General features: G+C 61.1%; 7 protein-coding genes. 4 read left to right on the forward strand and 3 right to left on the reverse strand.

Annotated elements, in window-relative coordinates:
- Window positions 1-81 precede the first annotated feature (81 nt).
- From J0X19_RS01700 to J0X19_RS01710, 3 genes are all read right to left on the reverse strand, one after another.
- Window positions 82-1551: a sialate O-acetylesterase gene (locus J0X19_RS01700; protein WP_206980146.1), complete on the reverse strand. Its 1470-nt coding sequence runs from the start codon at window positions 1549-1551 to the stop codon at window positions 82-84.
- 118 nt (window positions 1552-1669) lie between these two features.
- Window positions 1670-4816, reverse strand: coding sequence for a DUF6298 domain-containing protein (locus J0X19_RS01705; RefSeq protein ID WP_206980147.1), 3147 nt, complete (start codon window positions 4814-4816; stop codon window positions 1670-1672).
- A gap of 245 nt (window positions 4817-5061) precedes the next feature.
- Complete coding sequence (locus J0X19_RS01710; RefSeq protein ID WP_206980148.1) at window positions 5062-6699, reverse strand: pectate lyase family protein; 1638 nt, start codon at window positions 6697-6699, stop codon at window positions 5062-5064.
- 452 nt (window positions 6700-7151) lie between these two features.
- Between J0X19_RS01710 and J0X19_RS01715 the strand changes: the two genes are divergently transcribed.
- The 4 genes from J0X19_RS01715 (at window position 7152) to J0X19_RS01730 (ending at window position 16422) form a co-directional block, all read left to right on the forward strand.
- Window positions 7152-9932 (forward strand): alpha-d-galacturonidase, encoded by a 2781-nt coding sequence (locus tag J0X19_RS01715; RefSeq protein ID WP_206980149.1) that lies wholly within the window; start codon window positions 7152-7154, stop codon window positions 9930-9932.
- A gap of 205 nt (window positions 9933-10137) precedes the next feature.
- Window positions 10138-11703, forward strand: a complete 1566-nt coding sequence (locus J0X19_RS01720; RefSeq protein ID WP_206980150.1) for an MGH1-like glycoside hydrolase domain-containing protein — start codon at window positions 10138-10140, stop codon at window positions 11701-11703.
- Between the two features lie 173 nt (window positions 11704-11876).
- Window positions 11877-13430, forward strand: a complete 1554-nt coding sequence (locus J0X19_RS01725; RefSeq protein WP_206980151.1) for a glycoside hydrolase family 28 protein — start codon at window positions 11877-11879, stop codon at window positions 13428-13430.
- Between the two features lie 166 nt (window positions 13431-13596).
- Window positions 13597-16422 carry a glycoside hydrolase family 95 protein gene (locus J0X19_RS01730; RefSeq protein WP_206980152.1) on the forward strand — a complete coding sequence of 942 codons (2826 nt, stop codon included), beginning with the start codon at window positions 13597-13599 and terminating at the stop codon, window positions 16420-16422.
- The last annotated feature ends 139 nt before the right edge of the window (window positions 16423-16561 follow it).

Here is a 16561-nt window from a genome sequence, read left to right on the forward strand (position 1 = left end):
CAGTTAGTAAATACTTACTGATACTATTCTAGAGGCTAAGCAGGAGCCGGTTCCAGGCGGGTTCCTTTGTCAGGCAGGGCGCTACTTGCCCGCTTCTGTAGTGGCTGTGGTGGTACCTGTAGCCGAGGTGCTGGTGCGAAAAGGCCGGGCGGGCAATCCGGCTTTGGAAAACAGATTGGGCTTGGCCACTTCGTCCCAGCCGAAGCGTACGGCCAGCGGCTGCGGCACCTCGGGCGCCGAAACCAGCACGCGCTTGCCCTTAATGCGGGCCTGGGCCGGCCGAAATACGCCATCGGACCCGGCTACTTCGAAGTCGGTGAGCGGCTGCCCGTCATTGCTGATGAGGCGGCTTTTCAGCGGCTTGTAGGATATTACCACCGTGGCTCCTTTCATTTGTAGCTGGTCGAATACGGGGCCGGCGGCGGCTACGCTTTTCTGCTTATACGTGTCGGCGAGGGCCAGCCAGGCTAGCCTCCGGCCGATTTTCCACTTGTACGGCGGGTGAATATCGTCGAGCTTGGTTACCAGGTCCGTCGTGACAATCAGGCCGGTGTGCGGCGTTTGCAGTACGGCTTCCTGCGCCTCCCGGAACCTGGGTAGCGTTTCACGGTTCAGCGGCACCTTGGTGTCCTTGGATTCCGAGTACTTGAACGGGGCCAGTTGTACATAGTAGAAGGGCAGCGTTGGGTCGTGCCAGGCGGTGCGCCAGTTGCCGATTAAGGTGTTCAGCTTGTGCGTGTAGCTGGTTGTTTCGCTCAGAAAGCAGTTGGATTCGCCCTGGTACCACAGGAACCCGCGCAAGGCCAGCGGCGCCAGTGGCCGGATCATCGGCTCGTAGAATTTGCCAGGGTCACCGTCCACTTTCTGGCTGGCGTAGTACGGGTCCTGCGCAAAAGCTTCTTCGGCAATCCAGGGCTCGATGCGGCTGCCCGGAATAGCGGAGGAAATAACCCCGATGGGCACTTTCAGATGGTCGTACAGCTCCTTGGCGAAGAAATAGGCCGGGGCCGAAAATGACCGTAAGGCCGAATCCTGCGCGATGCTCCAGCCCTTATGCTGGGGCTCAGGCTTCACCAGCTCTTTGCGGTTCACCAGAAAAATCCGGATGGCCGGGTTGTGGGCGCGGTCCAGTTCCGTGAGCGGGCTGGCATCCTCGGTGGCCGGAATCGTCACCTTGCTGTTTTTGCGCATGGTGTACTCCATGTTCGACTGCCCCGAGGCCAGCCACACTTCCCCCACCAGAATATCGTGCAGCCGAATGGTGTTGCGCCCTGTAATCACCAGCTCCGCTGGCTTCGCTGAGGCCGTTAGCGGCTGTAAGGTTACTTGCCAATGACCCGCTGCATCGGTGGTAGTACGCTGCTGCTGGCGGCCAAACTGCACCGTCACTGCTTCGCCCGGCGTGGCCGTGCCCCAAATGGGCAGCGGCTTGTTGCGCTGCAATACCATATTATGCCCGAGGATGCGGGGCAGCACCACGTCGGCTTGGGCCGGGGCGGAGGCTAGCAAACCTAGCAGCGCCGTAATTGATACGGTGTAGAGACGCGACACCTCGCGTCTCCGCGTTGCTGATGTTGTTATAACTGCATGGTCACAGTCGTTCAACGACGAGACGCGAAGTATCGCGTCTCTACATAGCGTACGAAGGTGTTGTAGAAGCTGCATTTCCTTATTTCTTAACGAGCCACACCACATCAGCGCCGGTAGCAGGGCTGTTCAGCGTCACCGACTGCCCGCCTTTCACCGTTTCCTTGGAGGCAATTACCTGACCCGTTTTCGGGTTGATGTGGCGGACGGTGAACGAGCCTTTCAGGGCCGACAAATCCAGCTGCACGGGCGCGGTACCCTCACGGTAGACCACAAAGCCTGTTTTGCCGTCACTCAGGGCCCACTGGCCGGCAGGCTTGCCGGGTAGCGCCACCGGCGTCATGGCTGCTACGGCAGCGGCAAAACGCGCATCCTCTACGCGCGGCACGCTGGCCAAGGAGCCGCCGGCTAGCAGCACGGCCCACCCGAAAGTGTCGTAGTTGTCGGCGGAGTAGAGCACGGCTTTGGTGGGGAACTGCTGGCGGTACTCGCGCACGGCCCGGTACACCTGCTCGAACGAGCTGCGCTTGGGCTTCAGCAACCGGGCGTGCTGGCGCGGGGCCAGGTTCTGGCCGCCAGCCGGGGCGTAGGTGCTGCCGTCGAACTGGTAGTGCCAGTAGTTGATGTCGATGACGTCAACCACGGCGGCGCGGGCGGGGTCAGCCAGAATGGCATCCTGTACGTCTTTGGTGGTGCTGAGGGCAATGGTGGCTTGCTGGCCGGTTTCCGTTTCCCACTCCTTAATGGTATCCAGCCAGAACTGCACGAAGGCCAGCGGACCCGTGAATTCGGCCCCAATCAAGTGAATGACGCCGGTTTTGCCCACGAAGTTGTTGAGGCACTGCCGGATGTAGGCCCGGTGCAGCGGCCGGCGGGTGGCGTCCGTCACGTCGTAGAACTGCTCGGCCATGAAGATGCGCTTGTCGCCGGCGTAGGGGGCAGGCTCAGGGAAACCGGTGTTGTTGAGGTTGTTGACCGGGCGCCAGGGGAAATCGGCGTAGTGGGCGCCGGCCTCGATGATGTTGTGCTGGAAATAGTGCTGGTTGAGTAGTACGAGGCCTTTTTGGTCGGCGAGGTCGGCAAATTCGGCCAGGCGGTTCCAGTACCAGTGGTTGTACTTGGTGAGGTCGTAGCGGCTGAGGCCGTCCCAGGCGGTGCCCTGGCCACTGCGGGCAAAGGGCAGCTCGTAGAACGGCGGCCATACTTCGCCATCCATGCGCTTCACCCGCTCGTGGTCGTCGCGGCGCCGGTCGTACCACAGGCCGTAGTTGTGGCTGAGGGCCACCACGTTTTGCACCCGCATCGAGTCCGTCATCTCCGGCAGCTCGTCGGTGAGGCCGGCGCCCGTCATACCGGGCACGAAGCGCGTGACGTGGGGCTTGGGGTTGCGCAAGCCGTAGGGCCGGGCGCTGCCATTCCACCACGGCACGTCCAGCCGGCGGCCCGTCACGAGGGCATTGCCGCGGGTTAGTACGCCGCGCGTCACTTGCAGCGGGGCAGCATACGTGGGCTTGGCGGCGGGTTTCACCTTCAGCTTGTCGATGCTCGGCGCAGTAGTTTGGGTGGCAATGAGCTGCCGGCTCGGGGCGGCCTGGATGAACGCCAACACAGTAGGGGCGGCCTCCACCGATAGTTTCGTCAGCTCCTGCGCCACCGATACGGGCGGACTGCTGGAGGCTTCGGTGGAAATCGGCAGGAGCACGGCGCGGCTGGCCACCGAGGCCCCGAGGCGGTCCTGGAGCTGCGCGTAGTAGAGGCTGCGGGGGCGGATATGTTCGTTGGACTGTTCCCAGTGGCCGTTGCCGGCAAATTGGGCCCAGGTGCCAAACGCCCAGTTCTGGGCCGTTGGGGGCTGGTAACAATCGACGCGGGCGGCGGTGCACTGCCAGAACACGCTGTTGGCCGCGGCCCAGCCGGCGCCTTGGCCATCCTGCTCCCGGTTGCCGAAGCGCAGGGCCTGGCCGTATTCTTTCACGATGTCGAACAAGGTGCCCGAAGCCCAGCTGTCGATGGCGCCGCTGAAACTGTTGGCGTCTTCGGCCTCGCATTGCACAAAGGCATTGGGGCCGGCGGCGCAGTAGCCCACGGCAAAATCGTGGTAGCCCGACTGCGCGTAGAGCCGCTGGAACAGGGTTTGCTGGCCCTTGGTCAGGAAGGTGTTGCGCCGCTCGCCGCCGATTTCCGATACCGGCTCGGTGGAAATGCAGTCCTCCACCGTCACGCGGCGGGCGGTTTCGTGGGCCAACACCGCCGAGCCCGCAAAGTGCCGAAACGCCACCTGCCGCACCCAGGCATCCTGCACGTTGTCGAGGACCACGGCCATCCAGCGGTGGTCCTCGTCCTTGGGATTCACGGCGTCCACCGTCGATTCTAGCCGCAGATTCTCCACGCCAACCTGCGTGAGCAGGCCCGGCCAGGTGTAGCGGGCCACGGCGCCCCCGCCGTAGGTTTTATCAAGGGCCGTGGTGATGGGCGCGTCCAGGGTGAGGCCGTTGGCATCAACAGCCACCACTTGCCGGTCCCAGAACAAGTCGCGCTGGCCGGGTTTCCAGCCCAGCGCCGATTCGCCCCCGCCGAAGCTCTGAGTGCCGAGCGTTTGAATCCAGGCCGCGGTGGAAGGGCGCTGGATGCGCACCCGGTCCCCGACTTTGAACCCGGTGGTATTGGCTACCCGCACGGTGCGGGCATTTACGGGCACGTAATTGTCGGTAACGGGCTGCGCGGTTTCCAGCTTCCGGTCGTTGCGGCCGGCCAAGGTAATCAGGTTGTCGCGCGAGTAACCGGTGCCGACGAGGGTGGTGCCATCGTCGCCCATGCCGCTGCCGCGCAGCACCACACCCGAGGCTCGTATCAGCAGCCGGCCGGCTACTTCGTGCTTGCCTTTGCCCAGCAACACTGCCCCCCGAAATCCATCCTTGCCCAGCGGTAACCCGGCCACGTAATCCAACGCCGCCTGAATGCGAGCGGTGGCATCACCAGTCTGCACAGGTACCAGCACCCGAATGCTCACCATTGGAATAGCCTGCTCGCCCGCCCGGTAGCCGCAGTAGGAAAAGTCGGGTACCCGGTTGCCCAGCGAGTCGGGCGCGTACACCAGCTTGCCGTCTTTATCGGCCGCAACGGGTGGCGGTGGCACCGGCTTTTTGGGCGGCTTGCTTTGCGCCAGCGCTGGCGCAGCGCTGGCGGCTAGTACAATGAAAAGAGCAGGCAGGAAACGTGGTGTGGGCACGATGGGCAACGGGGGAGTGATATTGTTCTGGTGGGGCGCCTCACCCCCCGGCCCCCTCTCCGAAAAAGGAGAGGGGGAGCCAGACGAGTGGGGGTTTTGTACGGGGTGCCCCACGCATAGTAAAACTATAAGAACGTCATGCTGAGCTTGCCGAAGCATCTCTACCGCCAAAGTAAATCTGATTACCACTGCGGTAGAGATGCTTCGGCAAGCTCAGCATGACGTTCTAAAATCGAATACAGTCCTTACGACGGCTTCACCTCCTTCACGGGTACCACGCTGTTCAGGTACACCTCGATGTTGGTGTAGCCGTCTTTGCCGGCTACCTTGGTGGCGTCGGAGGCGTCGTTGGGGTTCAGCTTGTTTTTCTTTTCGTAGGCGTCGGGCATGCCGTCCTTGTCGGAGTCCTGGTAGGGCTGGCCGGCGTAGGTGGGGTAGCCGCCCACCTGGCTGATGTCGGTGATGATGCCCTGCTTGTAGGAGTCGATGGGCAGGCGGCGGTGCTTGAACTGGGTGTCGGGCAGCTTCACGCCTTCCAGGTACTCGATTTTGCCGGTGCGCACCTGCTTTAGAATGCGGGTGTCCACCGGGTCACGCTTGGGCAGGTTGGCACCGGCGTTTTCCAGCACGTAGCTGTAGGCTTTTTCGGTGGGGATGATGGTAATCTGCGGCATGGGCAGCGGCGAGTTTACCTTCATATCGGCGGTGTACTTGCCAGCGTCGGCCATTTCCTCTACCTGCACGCCGCCGTTCCAGTTGTCTTTGGTTACCTTCTCGTTGCCTTCCATGATGTTGCCGTTCACGTAGGCGCGGCCGTACACCTGATAGGGCAATTTGCTGCGGCCCGATTCGGGTTTCAGAATCCGGTGGCCCACCGGCGAATCTTTGGGCGTGAGCGGACCGGGCTTGTAGTAATTGTTGATGATGTTGTACATGGCCCGGTAGTCGCCGCCGTCGGTGGAGCGGTGCACCCAGTTGAACATCACATTGTTGGCGAAGTTGAACACCCCGTTCCAGCCAATAGACGGGTTCCGGCCGGCGTTGTCGGCCCACAGGTTGCGCATGAACGTGCAGTTCTCGCCGCCCAGCGTGCTGCCAAAGGCGTGGTTCCAGGTGTCCAGCGCCTCCGAGAAGATGGAGTTCTGAATGGTGATGTTGACGGTGCCCAGCTTCTGCTCGGCAATGCCGGTGCTGTCGTTGTACATGTGGCGGTACATCGACATGTTCTCGTCCAAGCCCCAGCTAGCCGATACATGGTCAATCATGATGTTGCCGACCGGGTTGCCCCCGATGGCATCGTCGCGGCGGCCCACGTTGGTTTCGCCGCGGCGGAAGCGCATGTAGCGAATCACCACGTCGTGGGTGTTCAGCCACACCGATTCGCCGGCCACGCACACCCCGTCGCCGGGCGCGGTCTGGCCCGCAATGGTGATGTAGGGCGCCCGAATGATGAGTGGCGTTTTCAGCCGGATGATGCCCGCCACGTTGAACACTACCATGCGGGCGCCGCCTTGCTCACAAGCCTCGCGCAACGAGCCGGGGCCGCTGTCGGCCAGGCTGGTTACCACGTACACCTTGCCACCACGGCCCCCGAACGAGTACGCCCCGCCACCTTCCGCACCCGGAAATGCCGGTATCGGCGACTGGGGCAAATCAATGGGGCGGGCAGCCCACGGAATGTAGGGCTTGCCGTTCTTGTTGTCGCGCTCAATGATGGGCAGCGCCTTGGCCCAGGCAATATCGGATTGCCGCTGGGCCTCTTTCATCATGTCGTTGGTGGCTTTCTGGACATCAGCCGGAATCTGCGGATACTGCGCCAGAGCGGCCTGTTGCGTGGCAAAAGACACGGCCAAACCGAGAAGAGGACGAGCGTATTTTTTCATAAGGTGGGAAGGAGTTTAATGGCAGCCAAGTAGCAAAACAAAAGGCGGCGCTACCTATACCATTTTTTCGACCCTGTGTAGGATGTTATCATTCGGCGCAACTGCTCGCAAACCGGGCGCGGTTTGGTGCTACTTACCCAATTTTTTAGCGGTAGTTGCAGGGCACAGCAAGCCCCCAGCTACACGAATATATTCTGCAAGCGGCATATTATTGGGGCGCCATGCCGCATGGCTGTCTTCTATATAAGGAAGAAACTGCCTTCGTAATGCCACCGCTAAATTGCTGCGGAGCCGCCCTGAATTGCTTGAAATGCGCCGTCAGGAGCGGGTTTGGGAGGGCCGGGGGCCGTGGCAATATGCTATAAGAGGCAGAGAAGATGATATAAGGCCGGCCTGGGGTGGCGGTATACCTTTGATGAGGTAAAAACTCTCTTCACTGAAAAAATCTGCCGATGCGCTGGAGCCTGTGGAAGTGCCTTGCAACTAGTTGTTTCTTACTTGGCTGCCTGCTGCTTTCCGCCCTCGGCGCGTCGGCCGCTCCCGCGAAGCCCGCCCAGGCGCGCACCATCGTGCTGCCCAAAATGGCCCACGTGCGCCTGCGCTACGGCGCCGAGCGGCTGCAAGCGGCCCTGCAAGCGGCCGGCTACAAAGTGAGCATCACCGAGCAGGACAAAGCCAGCGGCAAAAGCAACCAGATACTCATCGGCCGCGCCACCGACGCGCTGCTGACGCAGGCCGCCACCGCCTACCACGCCACGCCCGGCCAGGCACCCGGCAAGGAAGGCTTCACCATCACCTCAGCCGACAAAAACACCGTGCTGATTAGCGGCACCGATAATTCCGGCGTGCTCTACGGCTGCCTGGAGCTGGCCGAGCAAGTGAAAGCCCAAGGCAAAATAGGGGAGAAGCTGAGTTTGAAAGAGCAGCCCGAAATGGTGATGCGCGGCGCCTGCATCGGCATTCAAAAGCCGTATTACCTGCCCGGTCGCACGGTGTACGAGTACCCGTACACGCCCGAGGTGTTCCCGTGGCTCTACGATAAAGCCCTGTGGGTGAAGTACCTCGACATGCTGGCCGACAACCGCATGAACTCGCTCTACCTCTGGAACGGCCACCCGTTTGCCTCCCTGGTGCGCCTCAAGGACTACCCCTACGCGGTGGAAGTGGACGATGCCACCTTCAAAAAGAACGAGGAGATGTACCGCTTCCTGACCGAGGAAGCCGATAAGCGCGGTATCTGGGTGATTCAGATGTTCTACAACATCATCGTGTCCAAGCCCTTTGCCGAGCACCACAACATCAAAACCCAGGACCGCGCCCGGCCCATCGTGCCGCTCATTGCCGATTACACCCGCAAGTCCATTGCCGCCTTCGTGGAGAAATATCCCAACGTAGGCCTCATGGTGGCGCTGGGCGAGGCCATGGAAGGCGTGGGCCAGGATGACGTGGACTGGTTCAACAAAACCATCATTCCGGGCGTGCTCGACGGCCTGAAAGCTTCCGGTCAAACCGAGCTGCCGCCCATCGTGCTGCGCGCCCACGACACCGACGCGCCCCGCGTAATCAACGCCGCGCTGCCGCTGTATAAGAACCTCTACACCGAAGCTAAGTTCAACGGCGAGGCCCTCACCACCTACACCCCGCGCGGCTCCTGGGCCGAGCTGCACCGCACGCTCAGCGGCATGAACTCGGTGCACATCGAGAATGTGCACATTCTGGCCAACCTGGAGCCGTTCCGCTACGGTTCGGCCGATTTCATCCAGAAATCGGTGCAGGCCATGCACAGCATCTACGGCGCCAATGGGCTGCACTTGTACCCGCAAGCCTCGTACTGGGACTGGCCCTACACGGCCGATAAAGCCCCGGAGCGCCTGCTGCAAATCGACCGGGACTGGATGTGGTACAAGGCCTGGTCGCGCTACGCCTGGAAAGCCGACCGCCCCCGGCCGGCCGAGGTGAGCTACTGGGGCCGGGAGTTGGGCCAGCTGTTCGGCACCGATGAAGCCGCCGGCAAGCAAGTGCTGGAAGCCTACGAGCAAGCCGGCGAAATCGAGCCGAAACTGCTGCGCCGCTACGGCATCACCGACGGCAACCGCCAAACCCTGACCTTGGGCATGCTCATGGGCCAGCTCATCAACCCCAAGCGCTACGGCCTGTTCACGCTGCTCTATGAGTCGGAAGCGCCGGAGGGCGAGATGATTATCGAGTATGCCGAAAAGGAAGCCAAAGGGCAGAAGCACATCGGCGAAACCCCGCCCCAAGTGGCCGACGAAGTGCAGGCGCACGGCAAAGCCGCTGTGGCCGCCATTGAGCGCGCTGCCCCATCGGTTACCAAAAACCAGGCGGAGTTTGCGCGCGTCAAAAACGACATGTACTGCCAGGCCGTGCTGGCCGATTTCTACGCCGAAAAAGTGCGCGCCGCCTTGCAGGTGCTGCGCTACAAGTACAGCAAGAACGTAACCGACCTGGAAGCCGCCGTGCCCGCGCTGGAACGCAGCGTGCAGCACTGGCAGAAGATGGTGGACCTCACCAAAGACACCTACCTCTACGCCAACAGCATGCAAACCGCCCAGCGCAAAATCCCGATGCGTGGCGTGGATGCCACCTACATCACCTGGGCCGAGATGCTGCCCGTGTATCAGCGGGAGCTAACCAACCTGCGCCACAGCATCGACTCCTTGAAAGCCGTGAAGGCGCTGCCCGCCTCGCAGAAGTTGGTAGTGCTGCGCAACGCCCCCGTGACCTTGCTCACGAAAGCCGGCACCTACTCAGTAGTGGCCGGGCAGGCGGTTTTCGCGGATACCACAGCGCAGATTACGGCCCTCGCGCCGGAGCTGGCCGGCCTGAAGGGTGTGCGGCTGAGTGCCAATCAGCAGCGCAAAAACGGCACGGAGCTACGCTTCACGACCACCAAGCCGGTACAGGTACTGGTAGGCTATTTCAACCAGAAAAGTCCGCGTTACTTGCCCGCGCCGCAGCTGGAAATCGACGCCACCGCCAACGACTACGGCCAGGCCGACGTGAAGATTGCCAACGGCCTGGTGGTAGCCGGCCAGCCACCCGTGAATGTGCACGCCTATACCTTTAAAGCCGGCACGCACACCCTCAACCTCAGCCGCGGTGCCTGCCTGATTCTAGGCTTTGTGGACGCCAGCCAGCCGTTGCCGGCCTACAACGCAGGCCTGGGTAGCAGCGGCGAACAAGCCAAGGAAATCGACTGGCTGTTTCAGTAATAGATGCTACACAACCAAGCTGTTCTAGCGGGGGACCTCACCCCCTAGCCCCCTCTCCTCGGGGAGAGGGGAGACTAGCTTCTAGCTTTAAGAAAACTAAAGTCTAAATCTAGTTCCCCCTCTCTTTTGGAGAGGGGGCTAGGGGGTGAGGTCCCCCCGCTAGAACAACAGCCGTGACGTAAGTGCCTCCAAAATCCAACTGACTATGCAACTGCGAATCCCTTCTTTTTTGGTGCTGCTGGGCTTGCTGGGCGGCTGCAACTCCACGAAGCCAACCACCCAAACCACGTCTGCCCGTCCGGTTTTAACTACCGATGGCCTCCGCGCCAGCGTGGCCCGTTTCAACGCGCTGGATAAGGAAGACGTCATCAACCTGGTGCCCAACGCCCAAACGGCCGACTGGATGGCCGCGCAAGTACCGCTGTTTGAGTGCCCTGATTCGGTGTTGCAGCAAACCTACTACTACCGGTGGTGGACCATGCGCAAGCATCTCAAGCAAACCCCTGACGGCTATGTGTTTACGGAGTTTATCACCCCGATGAAGCACGCCGGCACCCACAACACCATCAGCAGCGCGCTCGGCCACCACCTCAACGAAGGCCGCTGGCTCCACGACCCGCAGTACGTGAACCAGTACACCAAATTCTGGCTCTACGTGGACTCCAAACGCACCGCGCCCAAGCTGCACGGCTTCAGTAGCTGGCTGCAAGACGCCGTGTATGAGCTGTACAAGGTGCAGACCGACAAGGGCTTCGTGCAGGAGGTGCTGCCCGCCCTCACCGCCGACTACCGCTTGTGGGAAAAGGAGCGGATGCTACCCAACGGCATGTTTTGGCAGTATGATGTGAAGGACGCCATGGAGGAATCCATCAGCGGCGGGCGCAAGGAAAAGAACGTGCGCCCCACCATCAACAGCTACATGTACGGCAACGCCAAGGCTTTGGCAGCCATGGCCCAACTCACCAAAAACGACACCCTGGAACGCAAATACGCCCAAAAAGCCGAGCAGCTCCGCCAGCTGGTAAACACCACGCTCTGGGACAACAAGGCCGCTTTCTACAAAGTGCAGTACGAGAAAGGCGGCCTCTGCGAGTGGCGCGAGGAGTTGGGCTACATTCCGTGGTACTTCTCGCTGCCCCCCGATGAGCCGAAGTACGCCAACCAGTGGACTCAACTCACCGATGAAGCCGGTTTCAAGGCGCCCTGGGGCATCACCACGGCCGAGCGGCGCGCCCCCGGTTTCCGCACGCACGGCTCCGGCCACGGCTGCGAGTGGGATGGTGCCGTGTGGCCCTACGCCACCACCCAAACCCTGAAAGGCCTCGCCAACCTGCTCACTGAGTACAGGAATCAGGATGGCATGAGTGCTCAAATCTACTACGATGAGCTGCGCAAGTACGCCGCCTCGCACCAGAAGAACGGGGAGCCGTACCTCGGGGAGTACCAGGATGAAAAGAACGGCGAGTGGCTGAAAGGCGACAACCCGCGCAGCAGCTACTACAACCACTCCGGTTTCGCCGACCTCATCATCACCGGCCTGGTCGGCCTCAAGCCCCGCCCCGATAACGTGGTAGAAGTATTCCCCCTTGTGCCCGCCGGCAAGTGGGACTACTTCTGCCTCGACCAGGTGCGCTACCACGGCCGCCTGCTCACCGTGCTCTGGGACAAAACCGGCACCAAGTACAACAAAGGCCAGGGCCTGCGCATCTTCGCCGACGGCAAGGAAATCGGCCACGCCGACGAACTGAAGCGCGTAACGGCGAAGCTGTAACAGGGGGGCGAACGGTGTAGAGACGCATACTTGCGTCTTGTTGTTGAACGGCTGGCTCCGGCCGGTGTGCGTCGAACCACCAACCCAAGTAAAACGCAGAATAAATAACCTCAGCAACGATTGAGACGCAAGTATGCGTCTCTACAAGCCGCCGCTGGTAATTCGCTATAAGTATGAAGGTTTTAATGTTCTTCCTGGGAATTTTCCTCCTGCTCAGCACCGCCACCCAGGCCCAGCAGTACTACAACGTGCTCAAATACGGGGCCCGCAACGACAGCACGAAGCTTTCCACTGAGGCAATCAAAAAGGCTATTGCGGCGGCTAGCAAGGCGGGCGGGGGCACAGTGTACTTCCCGGCGGGCAAGTACCGCACTGGCGCCATCCACCTGAAAAGCAACATCACCATCGACATCGACGCCGGTGCCATCCTCTACTTCAGCGACAACTTCGACGACTACCTGCCCATGGTGCCCAGCCGCTACGAGGGCATCGACATTACCAGCTTCTCGCCGCTGTTTTATGCCTACAAGGCCGAGAACATTACCATCAAGGGCCGCGGTATTATTGACGGGCAGGGCAAAAAGTGGTGGGATTTTGCGGAAGGTAAGTCGCGGGCCAGTCAGGATTCCAAGTGGCAGCAGGAGTTCTTCCGCCTCAACAAAGACATCATTAAGCCCGACGAGCCCGGCGTGATTGAGCGCGGCTTCATGCGCCCGCCGTTCATCCAGCCGATGTACTGCAAAAACGTCCGCATCGAAGGCATCACCATTCGCAACTCCCCGTTCTGGACGGTGAACCCCGAGTTCTGCGAAAACGTGACCGTCATGGGCGTCACTATCAACAACCCCAAGTCGCCGAACACCGACGGCATCAACCCCGAATCGTGCCGCAACGTGCACATCAGCAACTGCCACATCAGCGTCGGCGACGACTGCATTACCATTAAGTCGGGCAAGGACCGGGCGGGGCGCCAGATGAACGTGCCGGCCGAGAACTACACCATCACCAACTGCACCATGCTCAGCGGGCACGGCGGCGTGGTGATTGGCAGCGAGATGTCGGGCGGGGTGAAGAAAATCACGATTTCCAACTGCATCTTCGATGGCACCGACCGGGGCATCCGCATCAAAACCGCCCGCGGGCGGGGTGGGGTAGTAGAGGATATTCGGGTGGACAACGTGGTGATGAAGAACATCCGTGAGCAGGTGATTGTGCTGGACATGCAATACGCCAAAAGCAAGGAAGAGCCCGTGTCGGAGCGCACGCCGCGCTTCCGCAACATCCATTTCAGCAACATCACCGCCGAGGGCAACCAGGCCGGCTACCTCAACGGCCTGGCCGAAATGCCCATCGAAAACGTGACCTTCAGCAACCTCAACATCGACGCCAAGCAGGGCTTCACGGTGAAGGAAGCGCGCAACATTGCCTTCCACAACGTGCAGGTGAACCCGCAAATCGGCCCCGCCGTGCGCGCCGAAAACGTGCAGCAGCTCCGCCTCGACGGCCTCCGTAGCACCATGCCCACGGCCACCACGCCGCTCGTGGAGCTAACCAACACCGAAGACGCCTTCATCTACAACACCTTCCCCGCCGCCGGCACCGAGAACTTCCTGAAGCTGAAAGGCGCCAAAACCCGCAACATCGTGCTCCAGAACAACAACTTCAAGTACGTGAAAGCGCCAGTTAGCCAAGAAGCGGAAGTGAAGGAAAAGGTGATAGTGAACTAGATTGTAAAAGCTAGAGCTAGTTCCCCTCCTTTTTAAGGAGGGGTTAGGGGTGGTAAAATCGTTGAACGGCATCTAGCTCTAGTTTTCTAACTCTAGTTGAACCACCCCGCCCTCCGGGCACCCCTCCTTGAAAAAAGGAGGGGAACTAGCTTCTAAAATTTCGCCCATGCTCCACCCACGCTTCATCCTGTTTCTTCTGCTAAGCTGGCTCACAGCCGGCGCCTGCGTGGGGCAGCAGCAACCCTTGCGGCTCTGGTACACCAAGCCTGCCGAGAAATGGACTGATGCGCTGCCACTGGGTAACGGGCGGCTGGGGGCTATGGTGTTTGGTGGGGTGGAGCAGGAGCGAATTCAGTTCAACGAAGCAACGCTCTGGACCGGCCGGCCGCGCCCCTACGCCCGCCCCGGCGCGGCGCAGTATCTACCCCAGATTCGGCAGCTGCTAGCCGCCGGCAAGCAGGCCGAGGCCGAAGCGTTGGCCGCGCAGCACTTCATGGGCCAGCAAGACCACGAAGAAACCTACAAAGCGGAGCAAGCCGCCTGGCTCCGGCAGGTGCAGGCCGTCACGGTGGCCCAGGCCACGGCAGCCAGCAACTCCTGGAAGCCGCTCACGCTGAACATGCCCAACGGCTGGGAAAGCGCCGGACTGGGCCTGGACGGTCTGGATGGCGTGGTGTGGTTCAAAACGACGTTCGAGTTGCCTGCAGCCTGGGCCGGCAAACCCCTCACGCTCAGCCTGGGCCGCATCCGCGACGCGGACGTAACCTTCGTGAACGGCCAGCAGGTAGGTACCGACGAGGGCATCAGCAAGAAGCGCCGCTACACGGTGCCGGCCGCCGTGCTGCGCCCCGGCCGCAACGAGCTGGCCATTCAGGTTATAAACTACTACGACAAAGGCGGCCTGATTGGGGTGAAGGAAAAGCAGCCGGTATTTGTAGTGTACCCCGAGGGCGCCGACCCCGCTACCGGCGTGCCGCTGAACCCGGCGTGGCAGTACTGGGTGCAAAACGACCAGCCGCCGCTGTTCCCGAGCTACCAGGCATCGTATCAGCCATTTGGAGACGTGCTGCTGGATTTCGCGCAAACGAATGCCGCGACCTACTATCTGCGCAAACTAGACATTAGCCGTGCTGTTGCTCACACGAATTACGTGCAAAACGGGGTGGTGTACATGCGCGATTATTTTGCTAGTGCTCCGCGTAACGCTGTAGTATGCCGGTTGAGTGCTGGTATGGGGGGGCGTATCAGCCTGAATGCCCGCCTGCAAAGCCCCCACAAAAACCAGAAAATCTACCGCCTCGACGACCATACGCTGGCTTTAGCCGTGCAGGTGCGTGACGGAGTGCTGCGGGGCGTAAGCTACCTGCGGGTGAAAACCAAAGGCGGCAAAGTGACCGTCACCGACAACCAAATCCAGATAATAGGAGCCGACGAGGCGACGCTCTACCTGACGGCCGCTACCAATTTCAAGAACTACCAGGACGTATCGGCTGACCCGGAGAAGCTGGCGGCGCAGGCGTTGCGCAACGTCAGCGGCAAGTCGTATGAGGCGCTGGAAAAAGAGCACGTGCGCGACTACCAGCAGCTGTTCAATACCTACTCCGTTGACTTGGGCCACACGCCGAACGAACGGTTGCCCACCGACGAGCGAATCAAGCAGTTCAGCCCCGCCGCCGACCCGGCGCTGCTGGTGCTGTACCAGCAATATGGCCGGTATTTGCTGATTTCGTCGTCGCGGCAGGGTGGGCCGGCAGCCAACCTACAGGGCCTCTGGAACGAGTCGTTGACGCCGTCGTGGGGCAGCAAGTACACCACCAACATCAACCTGCAAATGAACTACTGGCCGGCGGAGTTGCTGAACCTCTCGGCCTGCACTGCCCCGTTTTTTCAACTGCTTGATGAAGCCGCCGAGGCCGGCAAAACCACGGCCAAGCAGCACTACAACGCCCGCGGCTGGGTGTTGCACCACAACACCGACCTGTGGCGCGGTACGGCCCCCATCAACGCCTCCAACCACGGCATCTGGGTGACGGGGGGCGCGTGGCTGAGTCAGCACATCTGGGAGCATTACCAGTTCACCCAGGACCGGGAGTTTCTGCGCCGTGAGTACCCGATGATGAAGCAGGCGGCGGAGTTTTTCCTTGATTTTCTAGTAAAGGAACCGCGCACTGGCTGGCTGATCAGCACGCCTTCCAACTCACCCGAGCACGGCGGCCTGGTTGCCGGCCCCACTATGGACCACCAAATCATTCGGGAGTTGTTCCGCACGACCAGCGCCGCCGCGCAGGTATTGGGCGTCGATGCCGAGTTACGGCAGGAACTCACCGCCAAAGCGCAGCAACTAGCCCCCAACCAAATCGGTAAGCACGGGCAGTTGCAGGAGTGGCTGGAAGATAAAGACGACCCCGCCGATACCCACCGCCACGTGTCGCACTTGTGGGGCGTGTTCCCCGGCACCGATATCCCCTGGAGTGACCCGAAAACCACGCAAGCCGCCCGCACCTCGCTACTCCAGCGCGGCGACGACGGCACCGGGTGGAGCTTAGCTTGGAAGGTGAACCTGTGGGCTCGTTTCCGCGACGGTGACCATGCCCTGCGCATCCTCGAAAAGCTGCTTTCTTCCGCCGAAGGCGCCTCGGGCAGTGAGCGGGGTGGCGTCTATAACAACCTGTTCGACGCCCACCCGCCCTTCCAGATTGATGGCAACTTCGGCGGCGCGGCCGGCATGGCCGAAATGCTGCTGCAAAGCCACGCTGGCTCCCTCGACCTGCTGCCGGCTCTGCCCACTGCCTGGGCCACCGGCTCGGTGCGCGGCCTGCGCGCCCGCGGCGGCTTCGTAGTCAACCTGATGTGGCAGCAACGCAAGTTGCAGCAAGTGGAAATCCAGTCGGAAACCGATGGCGAGTGCGTGGTGAAGTATGGAAGTAAGGAATTGAAAATCAATGCTAAGAAGGGGAAGGTGTATAAGCTAACGGGGGACCTCACCCCCTAGCCCCCTCTCCTCGGGGAGAGGGGGAACTAGCTTTTAGCTTTCTAAAGCAAAAGGCAGCAAATACACATTTAGAATTAAAAATTAGAAACTAGTCCCCCCTCTCCCCGAGGAGAGGGGGCTAGGGGGTGAGGTTCCCCGC

The sequence above is a fragment of the Hymenobacter telluris genome (genome assembly GCF_017313265.1).
GTDB lineage: Bacteria > Bacteroidota > Bacteroidia > Cytophagales > Hymenobacteraceae > Hymenobacter > Hymenobacter telluris.

Excerpts from the sequence above, each read along its gene's own strand:
- J0X19_RS01710 (WP_206980148.1), bottom strand. The coding sequence starts at position 6,699 with ATGAAAAAATACGCTCGTCCTCTTCTCGGTTTGGCCGTGTCTTTTGCC.
- J0X19_RS01715 (WP_206980149.1), top strand. The coding sequence starts at position 7,152 with ATGCGCTGGAGCCTGTGGAAGTGCCTTGCAACTAGTTGTTTCTTACTT.
- J0X19_RS01720 (WP_206980150.1), top strand. The coding sequence starts at position 10,138 with ATGCAACTGCGAATCCCTTCTTTTTTGGTGCTGCTGGGCTTGCTGGGC.
- J0X19_RS01725 (WP_206980151.1), top strand. The coding sequence starts at position 11,877 with ATGAAGGTTTTAATGTTCTTCCTGGGAATTTTCCTCCTGCTCAGCACC.
- J0X19_RS01730 (WP_206980152.1), top strand. The coding sequence starts at position 13,597 with ATGCTCCACCCACGCTTCATCCTGTTTCTTCTGCTAAGCTGGCTCACA.